Here is a 22,801-nt window from a genome sequence, read left to right as displayed (position 1 = left end):
AAAGGACCACCGGGCGGCGAAGCTCAGGCGCTATTGTGCCTGTGCCGCGCCGCCCGGTGGCGAATCTTGCGTTGGCGGGAGCCGGTGGCGTCACGCGAAACGACTCACGTGACGCTCCCGCCCCCGCCGCCGGCCGTCAGGCCAGCTCAGGTTCGCGGTCCTTGGACATGGCCTGCGCGAGCTTGTTGCGGTCCAGCTCCTTTTCCCAGGCCGACACGACGATCGTCGCCACGCCATTGCCGACGAGGTTCGTCAGCGCACGGCACTCGCTCATGAAGCGGTCGATACCGAGAATCAGCACCATCCCGGCCACCGGGATCGTCGGGATCACGGCGAGCGTGGCGGCCAGCGTGATGAAGCCGGCGCCGGTCACGCCCGAGGCGCCCTTCGAGGTCAGCATCGCCACGGCGAGCAGCGTGAGCTGCTGGCCCCAGGTCAGATCGATGTTGGTCGCCTGCGCAATGAACAGCACGGCCATCGTCATGTAGATGTTGGTGCCGTCGAGGTTGAACGAGTAACCGGTCGGAATCACCAGACCCACCACCGACTTCGAGCAACCGGCCTTCTCCATCTTCTCCATCAGGTGCGGCAGTGCCGCTTCCGACGAGCTGGTGCCCAGCACGATCAGCAGCTCTTCCTTGATGTAGGCGAGGAAACGGAAGATCGAAAAGCCCGTGAACTTGGCGATCAGACCCAGCACGACGACCACGAACAGGAACGACGTCAGGTAGAACGTGCCCATGAGCTTCGCGAGCGGCACCAGCGAGGCGATGCCGTACTTGCCGATCGTGAAGGCCATCGCACCGAAGGCCCCCAGCGGCGCGACCTTGGTGATGATGTGCACCACGCGAAAGAGCACGCCCGAGACGCTGTCGATCCAGTTAGTCACCACACGGCCGCGCTCACCGATCATGCCCAGGGCGGCGCCAAACAGGATGGCGATCACGAGGATCTGCAGAATCTCACCCCTGGCGAACGCGTCGGTGATCGTGCTCGGAATCAGGTGCATCAGGAAGTCGACGAACGTCTCGCCGTGGGCGGCCTTCGCGGCATAACCGGAAATCGCCTTCGGATCGAGGGCATTGATGTCGACGTTGAACCCGGCACCCGGCTTCAGGATGTGGGTCGCGGCCAGACCGATGATCAGCGCGAGCGTCGAGACGATTTCGAAGTAGAGAATCGCCTTGCCGCCGACGCGGCCGACCTTCTTCATGTCTTCCATGCCGGCAATACCGGTCACGACGGTACAGAAGATCACCGGGCCGATGATCATCTTGATCAGCTTGATGAACGCATCGCCGAGCGGCTTCATCTGCACGGCCAGATCGGGCTTGAAGTGACCGAGCACGATGCCGATGACGATGGCGATCAGCACCTGTACGTACAGGATGCGGTAGAAGGGTTTTTTGGTCTGAGTTTGCATGTTGTTTCCTCTTCAGGCGGCGGGGCAAGCCACCGCCCTTGTTATCAATCCGCGGTGACGCCGCGAATTTCGCTTTGCGCAAAGCGCATTTGCTCCTCCATCACCATCTGGGCCAACGTCTTCTTCAATTCATTGAATTCGCTGCCTGCCGTGTCGCGCGGACGGGGTAGGTCGATGACCATGTCTCGCTTGACCGTGCCCGGCCGGTACGTCATGACGACGACCCGGTCGGCCAGATAGATCGACTCCTCGATGCTGTGTGTGACGAAAATGATCGTCTTCTTGAACTCCTCCCAGATGCGCAGCAGCTCGTCCTGCAACGTGCGGCGGGTGAGCGCGTCGAGCGCGCCGAACGGCTCGTCCATGAGCAGGATCGGGCTGTCGAGCGCGAGCACGCGGGCAATCGCCACGCGCTGGCGCATGCCGCCCGACAGATCGCGCGGAAACCGGTCGCGAAACTCGCGCAGGTTGAGCTTGCCGAGCAGCAGGTCCACGCGCTCGTTGATCTCGGCGCGGCGCATCCCCTTGATTTCCAGCCCGAAGGCAATGTTCTGCGCCACCGTCATCCACGGAAACAGCGCGTACTCCTGGAACACCATGCCGCGATCCGGGCCCGGCTCGGCCGCCGCATGCGCACGACCGTCGATACGGATGGCGCCCGAGGTCGGTTGCACGAATCCTGCCAGCGCGTTGAGCAGCGTCGACTTGCCGCAGCCCGACGGTCCCAGCAGGCAGACGAACTCCCCCGCGCCGATGCTCAGGTCGATGTCCTTGAGCGCATCGACGACACCGCCCGGAATCGGGAACTGCTTACCCACGTGTTCAATTTCGATCAGCATGTCGCTCGCCTCACTTGGTTTCGAGACCACGGTGCCACTTGAGCAGGTGGTTGTTGAGACGATCCATGCCGAGGTCGATCACCAGGCCGAGCAGACCGATGGTCAGCATGCCGGCGATGATCTTGTCGGACCACATGTATTCGCGCGCTTCCAGAATGCGGTAGCCGAGACCGTTGTTCACGGCGATCATCTCGGCCACGATCACAACGATGAACGCCGTGCCGATGCCGATGCGAATGCCCGACAGGATGTACGGCGTCGCCGCCGGCATGATGACGCGACGAAAGATCGTGAACTGGCTCGCCCCGAGGTTGCGGGCCGCGCGCAGATAGATGCCGTCGACATGACGTACGCCCGCGATGGTATTCATCAGCACAGGGAAAAACGCCCCGAGCGCGATCAGGAAGAACGCCGGCGGATTGCCCAGGCCGAACCAGAGAATGGCCAGCGGAATGTAGGCGATCGGGGGAATCGGGCGCACCACCTGCACCAGCGGATTGAACAGCCCATAGATGCGGCTGCTGGTGCCCATGAGCAGGCCAAGGGGCAACGCGATCACCGCGCCCACGAGGAAGCCCATGACCACGCGATACAAGCTGTTGGCGGCATCCATGAGCAATTCGCTCGAATTCAGCCACGCGCCGACGCCGTCGGCCATCGTCACGGTCGGTTTGAGGTATTGCCACCACTTGGCGACAACGGCCAGCGGCGACGGGAGAATGATCGGGTTGATCCACCCGAGGCCCGTGACGATCTGCCAGATCGCCACGACCGCGAGCGGAATCAACACACCGCGCATCATGCGCGCGGTGCGCATCGCGCCCGAAGAAGCAAGCACAGCGGCCATCCGTTCGCCTCGCTTTACTTGATGTTCAAGTGGGTCTTCGCCTTGGCGAGCAGGTCGAGCTTGACCCAGTCGTCCGCCTTCGGCACCGGATCCTGCAGCCGGCCCACGCCATACTGTTTCATCAGGTCGGTCGTGAGCTGCACATGCGAGGTGCTCAGGTCGTAGCTATACGGCGAGTTGCCGATGGCATCCGAGAAGTCCTGCGTCGTGATCTGATTCTTGAACATGTCCTCGCGCACGAACTTCTCGGCCGCTTGCGGGTGCTGGATGAAGAAGTTGGTGGCTTCGACGAACGCATACATCAGGCGCTGCGCCACGTCGGGCTTTTCCTTGTAGAGCTTCTCGGTGATCACGAGGGCGCGCACCGGTTCGCCGAGCGGCGTGTCGTACGGCTTGAGCACTTCCACGCCGAAGCCCTTGTTGATGGCCTGCGACGCCTGCGGCTCGGACTGGCACATCGCATCGATGCTGCCGGCGGCCAGCGCCTGGTTCAGGTCGGCGTACGCCATGAAGAGGATCTGCACGTCCTTGCCCGGCTTATCCGACCACGTCAGGCCGGCCTTGGCCAACTCGGCGTACAGAATCAACTCCTGGGCGCCGCCCCGGGCCACGCCCACTTTCTTGCCCTTGAGGTCGGCCACCTTGGTGATCGGCAATCCCTTCTTTGCGACAAGGCGCACACCGCCTTTCGCAAACCCGGCCACGGCGTAGATCGGCGCGCCCTGCGCACGCCCCGCAATCGCGGCATCCAGCGCGCTTGCCGACACATCGACCTGCCCCGCCACGATCGCCGGCATGATGTCCACCCCCTTGGCGAACATCCGCTCCTCGATCTTCAGACCGTATTTCGGCCCGATGACCTTCATGTACGACACCGCGCCGTAGTGGGCGAACTTCAGATTTCCCAGACGCACGACATCGTCGGCGAACGCGTGTAACGAAGCCGCGCACAGCGCCGCAGCGGCAAGACATTGCTTGAACATAAGGTCTCCTCTCTTATTGGGACGGCTTGCCGGGCGCGTCTGGATTCCCGTAGGGACGCCAGATCATGCGGCAGCACGTGCTCTACAAAAGCAATACCCATGCCAACAACGCAAGTCTTTGATTTTAATAATGGAAGCTGTGGAAAACCCGAAGATCGGTAATACGGAAACCTGGAAAACGAGGCCATAGACTTTCTGGATTTCCAGAAAATCCACGACGCGTGGTGTGTCGCACACGGCGCAAGGGCAAATCCCGAGGTCGCATCAGCGACGCGGCCCGACCACTCGCTCAGGCGGACAGCGCTTCCGGCAGGGGCGTCTGATAGCCCAGTGCAGCGGAGATCTCGGTGGCACAGGCCGACAGGCGCGACGAGATGTCGGGCAGCAGGGCCCGCGTCATGCGCGACGACGGACCAGACGCCGACAGCGACGCGATCACTTCGCCGGAGGCATCGCGTACCGGCACCGCGACCGATACGGCCTCGGGCGCCAGTTCACCGAAGCTCACCGCGCAGTCCTGACGGCGCACGTTGAGAAGCTCGGCAGCCAGCTCGTCGCGCTCGATGAGCGTGCCTGCGGTGTAGCGCTTGCGCGGACGCCCCAGCACCTGCGCGCGAACATCGTCGGACGCGAATGCCAGCAGCACGCGGCCTGATGCGCCGACATACAGCGGACGACGATTGCCGACCACGCCGTGCACGCGCAACTCGTGGGTCGACTCGACGCGTGCCACGCACAGCGACTCGAGCCCGTCGCGTACGCGAAGCTGGATATTCTCGTTCAGCGCGCGATTGAGCACCTGAAGATGGCGATGGGCGACCTTCACGAGATTGACCTGCTCGTGCCCCGCCACGCCCAACACCAGGGCCTGTGCGCCCAGCACATAGGTGACCGGGCTGCCTTCGCGCACCACCCAGCGGTGCTGCTCGAGCGTTGCCAGCAGACGAAAGGCGCGCGACTTGTTCAGGCCGGCGCGATGCGCCAGTTCCGTCACACCCAGGCCAGGACACTCCCCGACCAGCGACAGCAGCGTAAGCGCCGTATCGACCGAAGCGACTGTGTAGTCCATCAAACTTCCTCACTATGTTGTTCGGCATAGGCGGCGAGCGCCGCCGCGAATTGGCCAAGTTGCGATTGCAGCGTCGAGAAACCGTCATGCTTCTCCACGCGCGATTCGTTCAGATAAAGCGCCTGATTCAGCTCGATCTGCACACTGTAGCGCCGCTGCTCGGGGCGTCCGAAGTGACGTACCAGATCGCCGCCGCCGTCCTCACCGCACGGCGTGTTGTACGCCACGCGATAGCCCAGTCGTGTGAACTCGGCGATGATCCAGCGTGAGAAGGCCGGATCGGCCGTCGTGCCGCTGCCGTCGCTCACGAGCACGTCGGCACGCGATATGCCGGCATCGACATCGAGCGCCCCGCCGCGCGAACGCATCGAATGACAGTTCAGGTGCCAGACCGCACCGTGCCGCTGCCAGGCGGCATCGAGCACATCGCGCAGGGCGTGACGGTATGGCAGGTAATAGTCATGAATACGCCGCTCGACTTCGGCCACCGACAGTCGCCGGTCGTAGAGCGGCACGTTCGGCGCGGCAAACCGATGCAGCAGGCCGACACCGCGCTCGCTATACGCTTGCGGACGTGCGTCGAGCGGCCACAGGCTCGCGAGCAATTCGGGATCGATGTCGTGCTCGGCGCGGTTCGCGTCGATGTAGGCGCGCGGGAAAAGCGCGGCAACGAGCGTCGCGCCGTGATGCGTGGCCACGGACCACAGCTCGTCGACGTAAGCATCGCCGCACGCGAGAATCGCAGCCGTCGGCGCAATGGTGTCGAAATCGGGGGGAAACACATGCCCGCTGTGCGGTGCGTCGATCACCAGAGGCAAACGCCTCCCCAGGCCCCCTTGTGGCGCTTCCACAAAATATCGGCCCTCGGTGACCTGACGGGACATGCAGTCTCCTCGCGTGCGTCCGGAACGTCTGTTCGCGAATTCCCATGACAGCCGCATTGTTTTGTCAAGCAAAACAAGGTTTCAATATTCTGAAACAATGCCGGAGAACCGACAAGGTGAGGGTTGTTACAGCATATTTCGTGGCGCGATGAGGCGCGACTGGCGGGTGAGGCGTCCGATTCGTCGACGTTCACCGCAGATAGCGACACATTTGGAGCGACTTAGTCGGCACAGGCCCACTTGTGCGCGCGTATTGCGTATTGAACCGAGCCCATCCTGTGACGCGTCGTAATCGAAAGGCAAACAAAAACGCGGACCGTCTTTCGACGGCCCGCGTTCTGTGTCTGACGACGAGGTGACGCTGACGAATCAGATGGCGTCGGCCACACCCGCTTCGTGCGCCTGCACATCGGCGTGATAACTCGAGCGCACCATCGCGCCGACGGCCGCGTGCGTGAAGCCCATCTTGTAGGCCTCCTCCTCGAACATCTTGAACGTGTCCGGCGTGACGTAACGACGTACCGCCAGATGGTGCTCCGACGGCTGGAGATACTGGCCGATCGTGAGCATGTCGACGTTGTGGGCACGAAGATCGCGCATCACTTCCAGGATTTCTTCGTCCGTCTCGCCCAGGCCGACCATCAGGCCCGACTTCGTGGACACGTCCGGATGCTTCGCCTTGAACTCCTTCAGGAGCGTGAGCGAGTGCTGGTAGTCCGAGCCCGGGCGCGCTTCCTTGTACAGGCGCGGCACCGTTTCGAGGTTGTGGTTCATCACGTCGGGCGGCGCCGCGTTCAGAATGCCCAGCGCGCGATCGAGACGCGCGCGGAAGTCCGGCGTGAGGATTTCGATGCGGGTTTGCGGCGACAGCTCGCGCACGTGGCGGATGCAGTCGACGAAGTGCTGAGCCCCGCCGTCGCGCAGGTCGTCGCGATCCACACTCGTGATCACCACGTACTTCAGGCGCATCGCGGCGATGGTCTTCGCGAGGTTGAGCGGCTCGTCGACGTCGAGCGGATCCGGGCGGCCGTGACCAACGTCACAGAACGGGCAGCGGCGCGTGCACTTGTCGCCCATGATCATGAACGTGGCCGTGCCCTTGCCGAAGCACTCGCCGATGTTCGGGCAACTCGCCTCTTCACACACCGTGTGCAGGTTGTGCTCGCGCAGGATCTGCTTGATCTCGTAGAAACGCGACGTATGGGTGGCCGCCTTCACGCGGATCCAGTCCGGCTTCTTCAGACGCTCGATCGGCACGACCTTGATCGGGATGCGGGCCGTCTTGGCTTGCGACTTTTGCTTGGCGGTGGCGTCGTAATCGCCGTCGATCGTGCGAACTTCCTTGTTCGCGGTGTCGTTCTGAGTCACGGTGGTGGTCATGTTGGGGGCTGTCCAGACGTCCAATCAGGCGGCGGCGTTTGCGCTGGGGGCCGGATCGGCCTGCGGCGCGGCTTCGGCCGACGCGGTGTGCTGTTCGAGATGATGGCCGAGTTGCTGCGCCAGTCGCGCGGCCACTTCGTCCCAGCGCGGGGCCACGCCGAGCGTGGCCATGTCTACGGTTTGCAGGCCGGCATAGCCGCACGGATTGATCCAGTCGAACGGCCGCAGATCCATCGCAACGTTCAACGACACGCCGTGATAACTGCATCCGTTGCGGATCTTCAACCCGAGCGCGGCGATTTTCGCACCGGCATGCGCTGTGGCACCGTCGCCTGGGCTCACATAGATTCCCGGTGCGCCGGCCCGGCGCTCAACGTCGAGATTATACGCGCCCAGGGTGTCGATCACCGCCTGCTCGATCAAACGCACCATTTCGCGCACGCCGAGCTTGCGCCGGCGCAGATCCACGAGCAGGTAAATCACCACCTGTCCCGGGCCGTGATACGTGATCTGGCCTCCACGGTCGACCTTGACGAGCGGAATACCGGTATTCGAAACGAGCAAGTGAGCGGGGTCGCCGGCCAGTCCAAGCGTGTAGACAGGCGGATGCTGAACGATCCAGAGCTGGTCGGGGCCGTGCGCGCCACGCGTGTCGGTGTACGCGCGCATGGCGTCGAACGACGCGGCGTAGTCTTCGGTGCCGCGCCAGCACACTTCGATCGGGGAGGTCATGCCCGCAATTTTAACGAAACCTGCGCAGACGTGCTCGAAGCCGCGCCCCCGGGCGCGAGATGGCGACTTTTTCGGCGTAGTTTCGCTCCGCCGGCATTCCGCTCATCGCACAGATTGTTGTGAATTCCATTGACACATCGACGACGTCGACGTCACCCTCTGGAATGAAACACGCGCCCATTGGCAACGAAGGCCAAGGGGCGCGCGATGTCGATGACCCCGCGCGCCAAACCTGCGCGCCGGACCCGCGACCGGCGTTCGTCAGGCGGCGGCCGCGCAAGCGTTCGCTGCGCGCGATGCCCGGCGCCCGGCGAGCCACCGGCGCAGCACACGAGCCAGTGAGAAACGGTGCGCCACTTCGCGCTGCAGCTCGGCTTCCGCCACCCCGTCGGACGACACCCAGTAACGGCGGCCGGGCTCGACGGCGAGACGCTGACCGGGCATGAGCCAGTAATCGCGCGGATCGCCTGCACGCGTCACCCAAACCGCCGCGCCGCGTGCCACCAGCGTATGCTCGTGATGCAGGTCGAGGCTGATGACGTCCCCGGGACGGATACCGTAGAAGTACTGCACCTTTGTTAAATTGTTTTGCATTTTACGACCCCCACTCAGTGCGAGACAATGACTGAATCATAGGGACTGGCGGGCGCTGCACCAAACGACATATTTTCACGGCGTTGCTAACAAAATTCACATGGATATTCGGAGACTTCCTAACCTGAGCGCCCTGCGCGCCTTTGAGGCGGCGGCCCGCCTGGAAAGCTTCTCGCGCGCGGCAGAAGAGTTGTTCGTCACGCACGGCGCCATCAGCCATCAGATTCGCGCGCTGGAGCAGGAGTTGGGGACGACGCTTTTCGCGCGCAACGGCAAACGCATCAGCATCACGCCGGCGGGACGCCAGTACGCCGCGTCGATCCGTACCGCGCTCGGCGACATTGCCCAGGCGACGCGCAAGTTGCAAGCGGGCACGCGCAGCGAGCGGCGGCTGGTACTGACCACCATGCCGTCGTTTGCAAGCCGGTGGCTCACACCACGCATCGGGCGCTTCATCGACCGGCATCCGGAGCTGGAAGTGGAGTTGCGGTGCAGTGCCCAGTTGATCGACTTCGAGCGCGAAGATGTGGACGTCGCCCTGCGCATGGGCAAGGGCAACTGGCCCGGGCTGCACATTGAGAAAGTGCTCGACGATGTGTTTTTCCCGGCATGTAGCCCGTCATACAACCAAGGGCATCTGCCGCAAACGGCGGAGGAATTCCGCCGCAGCACGTTGCTGCGCTCGGAAGGCGAGCCGTGGGCGCCGTGGTTCGCGGCGGCGGGCTTCGATCTGCCCGAGCCGACGCAGGGCATGATGTACGAAGATTCCGGCATGTTGTCGCAAGCGGCCATCGTCGGCCAGGGGCTGGCGCTCGTACGCCGCTCGCTGGCCGTGGGCGACATCATGGCGGGACGCCTTGTCCGGCTGTCCGACGTCGATACGCCGTGTGACTGGGATTATTACTTCGTGTGTCCGCCCGCTGTGCTGGAAACGCAGCGCGTTCAGGCGTTCAGAACGTGGTTTCTGGAAGAGTTGAAGGCGTTCGAGTCGGTGAAGGACATGCAGCGCCGCCCGGCGCGCCCGACGTCCGTCGACTGGGAGGCCGACATGGTCACCACTGCGGGCGAGACTGCACCCGGCATCCAACCCGGGCTCACGGCTTCATCGCCGCCCGACGACGGCGCACCGACGCACGCGTGATGGGTGCGCCGCAAGCGCGTTCGTGAGGCGCATGCGTGCATCGCCTGCGCCTCACACGCGGTGCACGCTTACAGCACCACCTTGACCATCGGATGCCCGGTCAACGCGCGATAGATATCGTCGAGATGGGCTTTCGAGTGGGCGCGCACCGTGACGGTCAGGCCGAGATATTTGCCCGTGCTGGACGGGCGCATCTCCACGGTCGCCGCGTCGAATTCGGCATCGAACTCTCGCAGCAATGCCACGATGGCGTCGGCGAAACCGTCCTGCGTCGCCCCCATCACCTTGATGGGAAAGTCGCACGGAAACTCAAGCAGGCTTTCCTTCTTTTCCAGGGTCACAGTGCCTCCTTGGCGCGTTGATACGCGGCATACAGCGCCTGGAAGACGGGGCCCGGCGTGCCATCGCCCACGGGCTTGCCGTCAAGCGTGACGACCGCCAGCACTTCCTTGGTCGCGGACGTGATGAGCAGCTCGTCGGCGTTGCGCACGTCCGCTTCGCTGACCGGGCACTCATGGAACCGGATGCCGCATTCGCGTGCAAGACCTTCGAGCACGCCGTAGCGAATTCCTTCCAGAATACGATTGTCGCGCGGCGGTGCGAACATTTCCCCCCCCTTGACGACCCACACGTTGCTCGACGACGCCTCGGTCAGATTCCCGTCACGGAACTGTATCGTTTCCTGAACGTCGTGATCGGCGGCGTACTGCGCCATCAGCACGTTACCCAGCAGCGACGTCGACTTGATATGGCAATTCAGCCAGCGTCGATCTTCATGCGTGACCGCGCCCACGCCCTGCGCCACCTTTTCGCGGCTGGGCAGCGTGAGCGGGGTTGCGATGCCGAACACCGTGGGCACGATGTCCTTCGGAAATGTGTGCTGACGCGGTGCCACGCCGCGCGTGACCTGCACGTAGACGCTGTGCGGATCGGCCGAACACGTGGCCGACAGGCGCGCGAAGAGCGCCTCCCATTCGGCGCGCGTGTACGGGTTCGCGATGCGGATCTCGGCGAGGCTGCGCTCGAGCCGGTCCAGATGCTGCGCAAGCCGGAAAGGCTTGCCGCGATAGACCGGCACGACTTCATAGATGCCGTCGCCGAACAGGAAACCCCGATCGAGGACGGAGATTTTCGCGTCGCCAAGCGGGATCAGGTCGCCATTGAGCCAGACCGTGGGGTTATCCATGCTTACTTCTTCACGAACATCAGGCGCAGCGCGTCCCATGCGCGGCCGACGAAACTGGCCTGCGCAACGTCGGCGAGGGCCACAACCGGGAATTCGGCCAGCGACTTGCCATCGGCCATGACCTTGACGGTACCGACCTGCGCACCATTGGCGATCGGCGCGATCAGCGGCTCACGCAGTTCGAGTTGCGGCTTGATCTTGTCGGCGGTGCCCTTCGGCACGGTGATGAAGGTGTCCTTCTTCACGCCGATCTTCAGCTCGCTGTCCTTGCCCTTCCAGACCTTGGGCGTGGCCACGACCTGATTGGCGCCGTACACACGCAGCGTGTCGAAGTTCTGGTAGCCATAGTTCAGGGCCGAGAGGCTGTCCTGCACGCGCGCGCGCTCGGTCGGCTCGCCCACGACCACGGACAACACGCGGCGGTTGACGCCCGCCGCCCCCGGCATCGGACGCGACGCCGTCGCCACGAGGCAGTATCCCGCTTCCTTCGTGTGGCCGGTCTTCAAGCCGTCGACCGTCGGATCGAGGTACAGCAGACGATTACGGTTCGGCTGGCGAATGTTGTTGTACGTAAAGCTCTTCTCCGCGTAAATCTTGTAGTACTCGGGGAAGTCTTGAATCAGGTGCGTCGACGCCGCCGCGATATCCGCCACGGTCGTGTAATGCTGCGGATCGGTCAGCCCGTCGACGTTCGCGTAATGGGTGTGCTTGAGCCCCATGCGCTGCGCCGCGCGGTTCATCAGTTCGACGAAGCCCTGTTGCGAGCCGCCGACGAGTTCGGCCAGCGCGATCGACGCGTCGTTACCCGACTGGACGATCATGCCGTAGATCAGATCGTGCACCGAAACCGGCTTGCCCGCCTCGATAAACGTGCGCGACTCGTCGCGACCCACCTTGCGAACCGAATCGCTCGGAATGACAGTCTGCTCCATCGAAATGCGCTTGTCGCGCAGGGCTTCGAAGATCACATAGGACGTCATGATCTTCGTGAGCGACGCGGGCTCCACGCGCGCATCCGCATTACCGGCGGCCAGCACCTGACCACTGTTGACGTCGACAATCGTCCACGCCGTGGCCGACATCGGCGGCGGCGGAATCTGTTGGGCACGAGCGGGAAGCGAGGCAAGCGAGCCGCAAGCGACGAGCGCCGCGGCAGCGGCGGCACGGGACAGCGAAGCGTTGAATTTCATGGGCGATGAGGAAAACGATGTGAGGCTCAGGGGCATCTGCGCTTGAAGAAACGCCGTGCCGCCGACACGTTGACGAGCGCGCGGCACAGCGAAGAAGACGGCGGCACCGGAGCGCCGGAGCCATGCCTGTCGGAACCATAGACCCGACGCGGCATGACAAGGTTCAGGGTCGAATTATACCCGTCGTGATTTCACGTCCCCAGCGGGGCGGGCCTCGACGGTGGAAATCGGCCGAAATTCGCCCCGGGTGTATCAATGACGCCACGCGTCGACCACGAGCTGTTTCAGCAGGGGTAACAGGCCGTGGAAAAAGTGTTCGCCGCCGGGAACGACCACTACGGGTAACGTCTGGGGACGCGCCCAGTCCAGCACCGATTGCAGCGGCACCGTATCGTCGAGTTCGCCGTGAATGACCAGCGTGTCGGCCGGTACGGTCGCCACCTCCCAATTGCTCGCCGCCGTGCCCACGAAGACCAGACGCTGCGCGGCGGTCCCCGCCGCCTCCAGCGTCTTCGCGACATGCGAGAGCACGAAGGTGCCGAACGAGAAACCGGCGAGTGCGAGCGGCAATGTCTCCCAGCCCGGTTGCCGGCGCATCCAGTCGATTACGGCGAGCAAGTCGTCGCGCTCGCCGATGCCTTTGTCGTGCTCGCCCGCCGACTTGCCGACGCCACGAAAATTCGGGCGCACCACGGCGTAGCCGAGCTGGACGAACGCCCGGGCGAGCGTCTGGGCGACCTTGTTGTCGAGCGTGCCGCCGAACAGCGGGTGCGGATGGGCGACGAGCGTGATGCCGCGCGGCGCGCCGGCCGGACGGTCGATGGCGATTTCGATGGCGCCGACCGGGCCGTCGATGGTGAAGCGTTCAGTCTGGGCGTTCATGAGCGATGGTGGGCTGAGGTGCGGCGAGGGCCGTGCGCCGTGCGCGGGGCCATGTCTGTGTCGCCGGGATCAGTCGATCAGCAGACGCTCGACGATCTCGCCTTGCGCCAGATGCTTTTCGACGATCTCGTCGATATCGGATTCGTCGATATACGTGTACCAGGTCCCTTCGGGATAGATCACCACGACAGGCCCTTGCTCACAGCGATCGAGGCACCCGGCCTTGTTGATCCGCACCTTGCCGGGACCGGCCAGGCCGAGTTGCTTGACCTTTGCCTTGGCGTACTCCTGCATCGCCTGCGCGTTGCAGTTGGCGCAGGACGGGCGATCGGCGCCGGGTTCGCGCTGATTGAGGCAGAAAAACACGTGATGCTGGTAGTACTGCGGCTGGGTGGCCATGTCGGGGCTCTGGCGGAGTGGCAACGTATTGCGGGCCATTCTAACCGACCTGCCGGGGCACTGCGGGGACGGCCCCGGTGCGCTCACCGGGCACCGCATGGCGGGACATCGGGAAATGCGAAATCCGGGACGTCTCGTCCTGCGCAGGGCGGCGCGCGCCCTGCCCTTAGCGCAGGCGTCGCTGCACGGCCATGAAGACGGCGCAGAGCGCCGCCAGACACGCGAAGCCGAAGAACACGTTCACGCAGGCAAGCACGAGCGCCTGTTGCGACGCGAGGCCGCCCACCCAGGCCGACGCCATGTGCGCGGCGGTCGTCGCATCGACACTGGCGCCGAACGCCTGCTGCGCTTGTGAGACGGCCGCGTTGTACGCCGGGTTGAGCGGCGTCATCGACGGCGTGAGTTGATGCATGAAGACCGCCTGCCGGTCCTGCATCAGCACGGCCATTACCGACACCGACATCGAGCTCACCAACTGGCGCACGATGTTCTTCGTCTGATAGCCGTGCTGGAAGACGTACTCGTCCATACCGCGAAACGTCAGCTCGGCAATTGGAATCATGGCGAACACGCCGCCGAGCCCGCTCAGCACCATCGGCAGGATCAGCCACTGACTCGACACGCCCTGATAACTTTGCGAGAGCAGGAAGGCATAGCCGAGCAGGCACAAGTAACCGAGCAGCACAAACGGCTTGAGTTGCACGAACTTCGGACGCGCGACGGTGTATATCACGGCCACAACAAGGCTCGTCACCGACGCCACGGCCTGCAGATAGCCGGTGTGCTCCACGCTCCAGTTGAGCCCTTGCTGCATGTAGATCGGGAACAGATACGACGTCGAATACGAAAAGAAGTAGTACACGGCATAGCCGCCCAGTCCCAGCACATAGGCCGGATTGCGCACCAGCACGCGAAAATCGATCAGCGGCTTGTGATGCGAATACTGATGCCACATGTAGCCCATCGCGCAGATCGCCCCCACCAGGCAGAGTTCGACCAGATGCAGCGGATCGGAGAAGAAGTCGAAGCGCGAGCGCTGCATCATCACTTCGACGAACAGCACGCCGGCGGCGAAGAACACGATGCCACGCATTTCAAACTCGCCTTCGTCGCGCAAGCGCTCGCGGAAGTCCGGGATCACGAGCCACGAGGCGATCGCCCCCGCGAGCGCGATCGGCACGACGGCGAAGAACACCGACGACCAGACGAAGTGATCGACGAGATAGCTGGCGAGCAGTGGCGCGGAGATTTGTCCGCCGAAGAAGCCGTAGGTAAAGAAGCGCAACGCCCTCAGCCGAAGCTCCGGCGCGAAACACAGGTTGATGAGAATCCGGCTGGCGGTAAACAGCGACCCCGCACCCAACCCGAGCACGAAACGTGCGACGGCGAGCTGCGTCGACGTGTGCGCCATGCCGCACAGCCATGCCCCAAACGCCATGAGCGTGAGCGCGCCGGTGAGGAACGCGCGATACCCCAGGCGCGAGGCCAGCCAGCGCTGCTTGAGAATCACGAGGATCCCCGCCACGGCATAGAGCGTCGAGACAAACGCGTATTCTTCGGGCGCGGCACCGACGCCGCCCGCGATATGGGACGACGCGAACACGAACATGCCGTTCTCCAGCATTTCAATGCCTGTGGCGGCGGCGATCACGGCCATCAACACGCGCTGCCGTGTCGTGTGTGCCAACCGCAAACCCCAGGAATTCATCTTCGCCTCGCCAATGAAAACCGCCCGGGATCTGCCTGAAGATGCCGGGCGGTCATGACACACCGAGTGTCAGCGTGCCTTACATGGGAGTCTAGGCGTTGCCGGCTTGCGGACCAATGGGATGGCGGCCAATACGCTATTGCCGATTTGGCAACAATGCGCCGCTCAACAAGCCGTTCGGCCAGGCCGGGTGGACCTTAGCGCCGCACGCCAGCGGTGCGGGCGGGGCCGCGGTGGCTCGGATCGAACATCGCGAGCAGGTAGATCAGCACGAGGTACGGCCATGTCCAGGCGAGCCAGCGCGCCAGCACATTGAAGTGAACGTAGCGGCCTTGCCGCCAAGACTGGAGCGCTGCCTCGTAGTATGGATTCGCGGGCAGCAGATTGACGAACACCAGCAGCACGACAAGCGCGCCCAGCGCGACGGCCCCGCGCAGCGCACGCGGTCCGCGGCCGGCGACGAGCAACACCAGCGCGCCGATGACTACGCCGTAAATGGCGCCCGCCGTCACCCAGTCGAATGCCTGCGCGGGCGAGAACTGCCACGCCGACGCGATGGCCTTGATCGCGAACGCGCTGGTGAACATGGCGCACAACAACGGCACACGCGGTGCCGTCCGGCGCATCGCGAGCGTGGCGAGCAGCCCGGCCAGCACGGTACCGCTGGCGCTCACCACCGTCTCCCACAGGGCATGACTGGCGACGGCATCGAGTTCGGAAAGATAGTCCTGCAATTGCCCCAAGCGCGGCACCCAGTCGATCACCAGACCGGTGACGTCGGGATCCTGCCAGAGCCATATTTGGCGCACCAGATCGCCATCGCCAAAGAGAAACTGCTGCGGGTAAGCCTGCGCCCACGGCCACAGGGCCAGCAACACAAGCAGCAGGCTCGCGTGGCGTTCGAACCATGCGAAGCGCAAATGCCGCAGCCATCCCCGATCGAGCAACGGGCTCGTGAGCGGCACCGCGATGGCGCCACCGATGAGTGCGCCGAGCGCGTTCGTGGCGAGATCGACATTCGACGCCACCCGCGTCGGCAAGTACGTCTGCAACGCCTCGATACCACCGGAAAGCAATGCGCCGAGCACGAAGGCGGCGACGACGGCGCGCACACCCCGCCAGGCCGGATGCAGGGCCAGCACGGTCAACATGCCCAGCGGCAGGTATCCAAGCACGTTGGTGATCACGTCGAACTGCGTGATCCAGCGGGGTAACGGCGCGAACAGATAGTCGAACGGCCCCACGGCCGCACGCTGGAACTCGAACGGATACAGGCTCGCATAGGCGATCAGCAGTATCAGGCACAGCAGCGCCTGACGCGCAAGCGGCGAAGCGCGTCGTTGCCAGGGTTTGATGTCCTGATCGGTCATCGGCGGCACGAGCCTATCGTGCTGTCGCGCCCGGGGCCGACGACGCGGCAGGCAACGACGGCCGGGCGCGTGCCGCTGTCCCGGCCGTAGCCGACGGTGCCGGCACGCGCCCGGCAAGCCACTGAATCAGTTGCGTCTGCACCGCGTCGCTGGCCGCGGCAAGCGCGCGGGTGCCGCCGGCTGCGTCGGCACTCGCAGCGGGGGCCTGCGCACGTAACGTCGTCTGCGCGAGCAGCTTCGGTCCATCGAACAACGTGGCGCGCACCTGGACAACGCCGTGGCTTGTCGACGCACTGTCGAAGTACTGCGCAAACTCTTCGATCTCCACGCGCAGCGCTGGCGCAGCGGTCGGATCGCCTGCCGCCAGCACCGGCCTGTCGACCGACAACGCCGCGCGCAGCCGATCCCCGAAGAGCCGCGCGGGCGACGCCAGCCATCGGCTGTTCGCATACCCGCGTGCCTGATCGCCGTCGCTGGAGGGCAAGCGGTAGTAGATCGTGTCGACGTCGAGCCAGCTTGGCGCATTGACCACCACTTTCAGCGGCGACATCCGCAGGCCACCGGTCGCGGCCACGTCCGATGCCGGGGCGGCGGTGTTGGCGGCGGTGTTGGCGCTAGTGTCCCTGGCATTGGCAGCGACATTGGCCGACGCGGCAGGGATCGTCGGCGGGCCGAGATCGAAGCGCGTCAACGAGGCCGACGGTGCCGGGGCGGCGCACCCCGCCACCAGCACAACCGCGGCGGCGCAAAGCCACCCGGCGGCGAGCGCACGCGCACGCTCGCCGCCGCGAGGCGCGACGGCTACCTCGTTGGCGTTGACCGCGTCGATCGGCTCAATCATCTCGATATCCCCTTGCATGACGGTGTTGCGCATTATTGACGTCCTCCGCCGGGCCACGAAAACCCCGCTTCCCCCGGACCGGGTGGCGGTGGCGACGTGCCGAAGAGCAGTGCGCGCGGATTGCGATTGATCGTCTCGGCCGCTTGCCCGACGGCCTGCGTCGTGAAGCGCAAATCGTCCGAGAGCGTGTTCAGGCGCGGCAGCGCTTCTTGTTGCAGCGACCCTTCGAATGTTTCCATCGTTCCCTGGAACGCCGCCAGACTCGACGCCGCCTGATCGGCCGCGCGTCCCACGCTATCCAGGTTGCGCACGAGCGGCCCCTGAGGATCGGTCAATTGATCGGTCAGACGATGCGCCCCGGCAAGCGTGCCGGTGAGCTCGCGCACGGTGTCGGGTAACTGCGCCGTGACGGGCTCGAGCTGCTGCGCCACGCGATCCACGCTCTGCGCCGCGGCCTTCACGCTGTTGATCGAATCGAGCATGGCCTGCCGGTTGTCGGGCGACAGCAGCGTATTGACCGAGGACGTTGCCTCTTCGAGCTGATGCACCAGGTTGTTGCCGCGCCGCTGCAGTTCGTCCACGAAACTCGGGCGCAACTGCAATTGCGCGACTTGCTTCTCCGACGACGACAGCAACGTTCGGTCGCGTCCATCGTCGTCCAATTGTACGAATGCCAACCCGGTCACCCCTTGATAGCTCAGCGTGGCGAATGTCGATTGGGTCATCGGCGTGCCTTTGTTCACGAGAATGCGGATCAAAATCTGCCCAGGCGTGCGCGGGTCGAACTTGATCGACTCGACCTTCCCGACGGACAGGCCGCGGTACCGCACGGCGGATTCCGGATTGAGTCCGGTCACGTTGGTGTGCGAGACCAGGTCGTAGGGAAGGCGCACACGGTTGTCGCGATTGAACCAGTACACCGACGCGGCGACGGCGGCAAGCAACACCAGCGTGAAGAGGCCCGCCATGAAAGCGTGCGATTTATTTTCCATCGTCGAGGAACTCCGAAATCTTGGCGCGCCGCGCCGCAGGCAATGCCAGCAACGCGCGTCTGCCGCGTTCACCGAGGAAGAAGCTGTGGATGAACGGGTGATCGACACGGACCACGTCTTCCACCGGCGCATTGACGAGCACCCGACGCTCGGCGAGCACCGCCACGCGCGTGGCGAGCATCATCACCGTGTCCAGATCATGCGTGACCATGACGACGGTCAGGCCCAGCGAGCGGTGCAGGCCGCGAATCATGTCCACGAATTCGTCTGACGCCTGCGGATCGAGCCCAGCCGTGGGCTCGTCGAGAAAGAGCAGTTCCGGCTCCAGCGCAATGGCCCGCGCGATCCCTACGCGCTTGATCATCCCGCCCGACAGCTCCGACGGCATGCGGTTGGCCATGCGCCCCGACAGCCCCACCATCTCGAGCTTGTACATCACGACATCGCGAATCAGGTCTTCCGAGAGCGTGTGCAGTTCGCGCAGCGGTTGCGCAATGTTGTCGAACACCGTCATTGCGGAGAACAGTGCCCCGCGCTGAAACAACATGCCCGAGCGGCGGCGCAGCAGGTGCGCGCTGCGACGATCGATCGTCGTGATGTCGTGACCGAAGACGCTGATGTGGCCAGTGGTCGGCGACTCCAGCCCGATGATCTGGCGAATCAGCGTGGTCTTGCCCGAGCCTGAGCCGCCGACAAGCGCAATGATCTCGCTTTGCCGTACGGTGAGATCCAGATGCTCATGAATCGTGTGCGTACCGTAGCGCTTCGTGAGATCGCGCACCTCGATCACCGGGTCGGCATCGCCCGGCAGGCTTGACGACACAGGCGGACAACCCGCCGCGGCGCCGGATATCACATCGCTGGCGTAAGCCTGCGCGGCGGGAACGGCCGCGACGGCCGAGGTGGCGAGCGCTGGGGCACGATCGGGTACGGGGGATTGGGACATCAGCCGATCCCCGTGTTGCGAAACAGAATCGCGAAGATGGCATCGGCCAGAATCACCACGGTGATCGACGTCACTACGGACTGTGTCGTGCCCTCCCCAAGGCTCTGCGTGTTCGGTTTGACCCGCATGCCGAAATGGCAGGCCACGAGTGCGATCAGCATGCCGAAGACGCCCCCTTTTCCCAGGCCGATCCACAGATTGGCGATGGGCACGGCATTGGGCAACGTGGTGAAGAAGTAGCGCAGTCCGATACCGAGTTCGTACTTTGCCGCGAGCGCGCCGCCGAGCAGCGCGATGATGTTCGTCCACATGACGAGCAGCGGCATGGCAATGGCCAGCGCAATGACCTTCGGCAGGACGAGCCGCAAACCGTGCGGAATGTCCATGACGCGCATCGCGTCGAGCTCTTCGGTCACGCGCATCACGCCGAGCTGGGCGGTGATGGCCGACCCCGAGCGACCCGCCACGAGAATCGCGGAAAGCACCGGGCCGAGTTCGCGGATCACGGCAAGACCGAGGATGTTGACGATGAACGTGCTCGCCCCATACAACTTGAGTTGCTGGGCCGACAGATAGGACAACACGATGCCGATCAGGAACGCCACCAGCGCCGTGATGCCGAGTGCCTTGGCCCCGGCGCTGTAGATATTGGCGGACATCTCCAGCCATGGCGCACGAACCGGATGACGAATGACGCGGCCGAGGTCGATCACAAAGCGTCCGAACATCGTGACGCCGTCGCGCAAATGCTCGCCCAGCGTGAAGAGCGACGCCCCCAGCCGGCTGATCGGATCGAGGCGGCGGGTGGGCGCCGGACTCTGTCGCGAGCGATCGAATTCGGCAAGGTGATCGAAGAGCGCCCGCTGTGTCGGCGTAAGCGCGATGCGCTCGGGAAACCGACGTTGCCAATAACGCCACAGCGCCTGCGCGCCGACGTGGTCGAGCCGCTCGACGCGGGTCAGGTCCCACGCCAGCTCGCCCTGCGGCAGCGAATCGACCAGGCGCAACAGCGTCTTCTTGCGCTGCGAGAGGGCGAGCGCTGTCCACAGGCCGTGCAGCATGACCACCGGGCCTTGCGCCGTGGTGGTCAGCTCCAGAGTGGGCACGGCATCGAGGTTCAAAACAGACGATCTCCTGGCGACAAACTCGTCGAAATCCGGCAAAACGCGGTCATTGTACGGTACAGGGGCGACCAGTCGATGGCAACCCGGCGCAGGCTGAAAACGCGGTGGTGCTGGCCGATTGGGTCCTCGGACAATACCGAAAAACGGGGACGACGGCAGTGCAGACCGGCGCGGCGCCGGCCTCGCCGCTACAATAGCAACCATGAATAAAGCCGCGCCCTCCTTGCCGAACGCCCCCCTCGCCCCAATGGCGGCGGATTCGTCTGAACGCCCCGCCGACGCGGGTGGCGAGCCGTCGCGCGACACCGTATCCCGCCAGCTCGATGGCGACCGAATTCGCTCGGCGCTGTCCGCCACTTGCCGCAACTGGCAGATCGACGTGGTCGAGACCACGGGGTCCACGAACCTCGATCTGCTGGCCCGCCTTCGTCAGGACGCGTCGTGCGCGCCCATGCTGCGCGCCGCGATGCGCCAGACGGGCGGACGCGGACAACGTGGCCGCGCGTGGCAGAGCGTACCGGGCGACAGCCTGACGTTTTCGCTCGCCTATGGGATGCCGGGCGGACCGGCCGAACTGGCCGGGTTGTCGCTCGCGACAGGCGTCGCGGTGGTGGAAGGACTCTCGGATCTGCCGCTGTCGACACCGCAGGCGCTCGGGCTCAAATGGCCCAACGACGTGCTGCTGCGCGGCGACAAGCTCGCCGGCATCCTGATCGAGACGCTCCCGGCCGGCCCAGGGCGCATCGGCGTCGTGATCGGCATCGGGGTCAATCTTCGGCGGGCTGCGGACGTGGCCGCCCGCATCGACAACGCCGCGCCTTCCGACGGCGGCACGACCTCATCGGCCGCCGTGCAGGCCACACCGCCGGCGGCGCTCGAATCGGTGCTGGTCGATCCGGATATGTCGACGGTGTTGATCGCATTGGTCCAGCGTCTCGCCACCATGCTGGATCGCTTCGCCGTGCATCGTTTCGGTGTCTTCCGTGACGACTGGGAAGCCATGCACGCCTATGGTGGGGCGTCGATTCGCGTCATCGAAAATGGTCGCGATCTGTTGCAGGGCGTGGCGCTCGGCGTCGATTCGCAAGGTCGGCTGCGCGTCGCGACGCCTGACGGCGAGCGCGCGATTGCCAGCGGAGAAGTCTCCGTGCGATTGCTCGATGCTTCCCGCACGCGTGACGCCCAAGGGGGCCGTGGATGAGCGCCGCCCGACAGACACCGCCACAACGACCGGCGGACACCGCGAAGTCTGCGGCAACGGTGGCGGACACCCGCCTTGCGAATGCCTCGCGCGGCAGCTTCGACACACATGGCGCAAGCAGCGCTGACGGTGCACCGTGGCTGCTCGTCGATGCCGGCAACAGCCGAATCAAATGGGCGCTTGCGCCGGCCGTGCGCCCAGCGGGTTGGCGCGCAGCGGCGCCGTCCTTTCTGGCCAGCGGTGCGGTCGATCACGCCGAATGGCGCACGCTCGCCACGCAAATTCGCGCGGGCTGGGCCGCGCTGGTGTCGGGCTCGGGAGAAGCTCACTTCGCGCCGAACATGACACCGCTCGCCACCGGCCATGGCAGACGGGACGAAGGCTTCGTCTGCCCTGCGCCAGCGGGTGTCTGGCTTGCCAATGTGGCGGGCGATCCCGCGGAACAAGCCGTGCGCATGACACTGCAAACGCTGTGGGGCCTGCCATCGGCCGATTGGCTGCAGGTCTTGCGCGCCAGCGAATCGCGAGCGGGGGTGCGCAATGGTTATCAAGTCCCCACACAGCTCGGCAGCGACCGCTGGGCCAGCCTGATCGGCGCGCACGCCGCGTGGCCGGGCGAACATCTGCTGATCGTCACGTTGGGCACGGCCACCACCGTGGAAGCCTTGCGTGCCGACGGCGATTATCTCGGCGGGCTGATCGCCCCGGGGCCCGCACTGATGCTCCAGTCGCTTGCCCACGGCACCGCACAATTGCCGACGCTAGACGCCACCATGCCAACCGGCGGACAAGCATTTGCATGCAGCACGACCGATGCCATCCTGCGCGGGTGCGCCGCGGCGCAAGCCGGCCTGGTCGAGCGCAGTCACGCGCAATTGCAGGCACAACTCGGCGCCCCCGTGCGTTGCGTGCTCGCGGGCGGCGCACGCCAGGCGCTTGCGCACACCCTGACCGTGCCCGTTACCGAACACGATCAACTGGTACCGGCCGGCTTATACGAGGTGGCGCTTCGGGCTGCCGAGGGCGGCGCAGCGGCGAGCGCCACATCCGTCCCCCACATGACCGATATG

At 64.7% G+C, this 22,801-nt stretch carries 22 protein-coding genes and 1 pseudogene; 3 read left to right on the top strand and 20 right to left on the bottom strand.

Annotation, left to right across the window (positions count from 1 at the left end):
* Window positions 1-136: 136 nt before the first annotated feature.
* From DRB87_RS02370 to DRB87_RS02330, 9 genes are all read right to left on the bottom strand, one after another.
* Window positions 137-1,423, bottom strand: coding sequence for a dicarboxylate/amino acid:cation symporter (locus DRB87_RS02370; protein WP_130024729.1), 1,287 nt, complete (start codon window positions 1,421-1,423; stop codon window positions 137-139).
* A gap of 44 nt (window positions 1,424-1,467) precedes the next feature.
* Window positions 1,468-2,262, bottom strand: a complete 795-nt coding sequence (locus DRB87_RS02365; protein WP_130024728.1) for an ABC transporter ATP-binding protein — start codon at window positions 2,260-2,262, stop codon at window positions 1,468-1,470.
* 10 nt (window positions 2,263-2,272) lie between these two features.
* Entirely contained in the window at window positions 2,273-3,109 is an 837-nt protein-coding gene (locus tag DRB87_RS02360) for an ABC transporter permease (RefSeq protein WP_206100061.1), read from the bottom strand.
* Between the two features lie 14 nt (window positions 3,110-3,123).
* Window positions 3,124-4,092 carry an ABC transporter substrate-binding protein gene (locus DRB87_RS02355; protein WP_130024727.1) on the bottom strand — a complete coding sequence of 323 codons (969 nt, stop codon included), beginning with the start codon at window positions 4,090-4,092 and terminating at the stop codon, window positions 3,124-3,126.
* Between the two features lie 289 nt (window positions 4,093-4,381).
* Complete coding sequence (locus DRB87_RS02350; RefSeq protein ID WP_017235605.1) at window positions 4,382-5,161, bottom strand: IclR family transcriptional regulator; 780 nt, start codon at window positions 5,159-5,161, stop codon at window positions 4,382-4,384.
* Window positions 5,161-6,045, bottom strand: a complete 885-nt coding sequence (locus DRB87_RS02345) for an N-formylglutamate amidohydrolase (RefSeq protein ID WP_130024726.1) — start codon at window positions 6,043-6,045, stop codon at window positions 5,161-5,163. The genes DRB87_RS02350 and DRB87_RS02345 overlap by 1 nt, the downstream gene beginning before the upstream one ends.
* Window positions 6,046-6,414: 369 nt before the next feature.
* A complete protein-coding gene (gene lipA, locus DRB87_RS02340; RefSeq protein ID WP_240756149.1) occupies window positions 6,415-7,425 on the bottom strand; it encodes a lipoyl synthase in 1,011 nt (336 codons plus the stop codon).
* Between the two features lie 24 nt (window positions 7,426-7,449).
* Window positions 7,450-8,157, bottom strand: a complete 708-nt coding sequence (gene lipB, locus DRB87_RS02335) for a lipoyl(octanoyl) transferase LipB (RefSeq protein WP_130024725.1) — start codon at window positions 8,155-8,157, stop codon at window positions 7,450-7,452.
* Between the two features lie 261 nt (window positions 8,158-8,418).
* Window positions 8,419-8,751 carry a DUF2917 domain-containing protein gene (locus DRB87_RS02330; protein WP_130024724.1) on the bottom strand — a complete coding sequence of 111 codons (333 nt, stop codon included), beginning with the start codon at window positions 8,749-8,751 and terminating at the stop codon, window positions 8,419-8,421.
* A gap of 100 nt (window positions 8,752-8,851) precedes the next feature.
* Between DRB87_RS02330 and DRB87_RS02325 the strand changes: the two genes are divergently transcribed.
* A complete protein-coding gene (locus tag DRB87_RS02325) occupies window positions 8,852-9,892 on the top strand; it encodes a transcriptional regulator GcvA (RefSeq protein WP_130024723.1) in 1,041 nt (346 codons plus the stop codon).
* Between the two features lie 68 nt (window positions 9,893-9,960).
* On the opposite strand, the gene DRB87_RS02320 is transcribed toward DRB87_RS02325, so the two are convergent.
* The 11 genes from DRB87_RS02320 to DRB87_RS02270 all read right to left on the bottom strand — a co-directional run bounded on the left by DRB87_RS02320 (window position 9,961) and on the right by DRB87_RS02270 (window position 20,527).
* Entirely contained in the window at window positions 9,961-10,173 is a 213-nt protein-coding gene (locus tag DRB87_RS02320; protein WP_240756266.1) for a DUF493 family protein, read from the bottom strand.
* A gap of 56 nt (window positions 10,174-10,229) precedes the next feature.
* Window positions 10,230-11,078: a D-amino acid aminotransferase gene (locus DRB87_RS02315; RefSeq protein WP_130024721.1), complete on the bottom strand. Its 849-nt coding sequence runs from the start codon at window positions 11,076-11,078 to the stop codon at window positions 10,230-10,232.
* Window positions 11,079-11,080: 2 nt separating this feature from the next.
* Window positions 11,081-12,268, bottom strand: coding sequence for a D-alanyl-D-alanine carboxypeptidase family protein (locus DRB87_RS02310; RefSeq protein ID WP_130024720.1), 1,188 nt, complete (start codon window positions 12,266-12,268; stop codon window positions 11,081-11,083).
* Window positions 12,269-12,520: 252 nt separating this feature from the next.
* Window positions 12,521-13,150 (bottom strand): alpha/beta hydrolase, encoded by a 630-nt coding sequence (locus DRB87_RS02305; protein ID WP_130024719.1) that lies wholly within the window; start codon window positions 13,148-13,150, stop codon window positions 12,521-12,523.
* Window positions 13,151-13,219: 69 nt separating this feature from the next.
* Window positions 13,220-13,549, bottom strand: coding sequence for a ferredoxin (locus tag DRB87_RS02300; RefSeq protein WP_130024718.1), 330 nt, complete (start codon window positions 13,547-13,549; stop codon window positions 13,220-13,222).
* 166 nt (window positions 13,550-13,715) lie between these two features.
* Window positions 13,716-15,257 carry an MFS transporter gene (locus DRB87_RS02295; RefSeq protein WP_130024717.1) on the bottom strand — a complete coding sequence of 514 codons (1,542 nt, stop codon included), beginning with the start codon at window positions 15,255-15,257 and terminating at the stop codon, window positions 13,716-13,718.
* Between the two features lie 197 nt (window positions 15,258-15,454).
* Window positions 15,455-16,627 carry a VanZ family protein gene (locus DRB87_RS02290; RefSeq protein ID WP_130027672.1) on the bottom strand — a complete coding sequence of 391 codons (1,173 nt, stop codon included), beginning with the start codon at window positions 16,625-16,627 and terminating at the stop codon, window positions 15,455-15,457.
* 13 nt (window positions 16,628-16,640) lie between these two features.
* Entirely contained in the window at window positions 16,641-17,501 is an 861-nt protein-coding gene (locus DRB87_RS02285) for an ABC-type transport auxiliary lipoprotein family protein (protein ID WP_130024716.1), read from the bottom strand.
* Entirely contained in the window at window positions 17,501-18,460 is a 960-nt protein-coding gene (locus tag DRB87_RS02280) for an MlaD family protein (protein WP_130024715.1), read from the bottom strand. Before DRB87_RS02280 ends, DRB87_RS02285 begins: the two co-directional genes overlap by 1 nt.
* Entirely contained in the window at window positions 18,450-19,406 is a 957-nt protein-coding gene (locus tag DRB87_RS02275; protein ID WP_240756148.1) for an ABC transporter ATP-binding protein, read from the bottom strand. The genes DRB87_RS02280 and DRB87_RS02275 overlap by 11 nt, the downstream gene beginning before the upstream one ends.
* A complete protein-coding gene (locus tag DRB87_RS02270) occupies window positions 19,406-20,527 on the bottom strand; it encodes an ABC transporter permease (RefSeq protein WP_130024714.1) in 1,122 nt (373 codons plus the stop codon). The genes DRB87_RS02275 and DRB87_RS02270 overlap by 1 nt, the downstream gene beginning before the upstream one ends.
* A 205-nt stretch (window positions 20,528-20,732) precedes the next feature.
* On the opposite strand from DRB87_RS02270, the gene DRB87_RS02265 reads away from it, so the two are divergent.
* Together DRB87_RS02265 and DRB87_RS02260 are read left to right on the top strand one after the other, a co-directional pair.
* A complete protein-coding gene (locus DRB87_RS02265; RefSeq protein WP_130024713.1) occupies window positions 20,733-21,731 on the top strand; it encodes a biotin--[acetyl-CoA-carboxylase] ligase in 999 nt (332 codons plus the stop codon).
* Window positions 21,728-22,759: pseudogene (locus tag DRB87_RS02260) on the top strand (type III pantothenate kinase); the annotation flags it as partial. The gene DRB87_RS02265 and the pseudogene DRB87_RS02260, both read left to right, overlap by 4 nt.
* Between the last annotated feature and the right edge of the window lie 42 nt (window positions 22,760-22,801).

It is taken from the genome of Pandoraea sp. XY-2, from assembly GCF_004193915.1.
GTDB classification, from domain to species: domain Bacteria; phylum Pseudomonadota; class Gammaproteobacteria; order Burkholderiales; family Burkholderiaceae; genus Pandoraea; species Pandoraea cepalis.
This window is presented reverse-complemented; position numbering and strand designations above follow the sequence as displayed.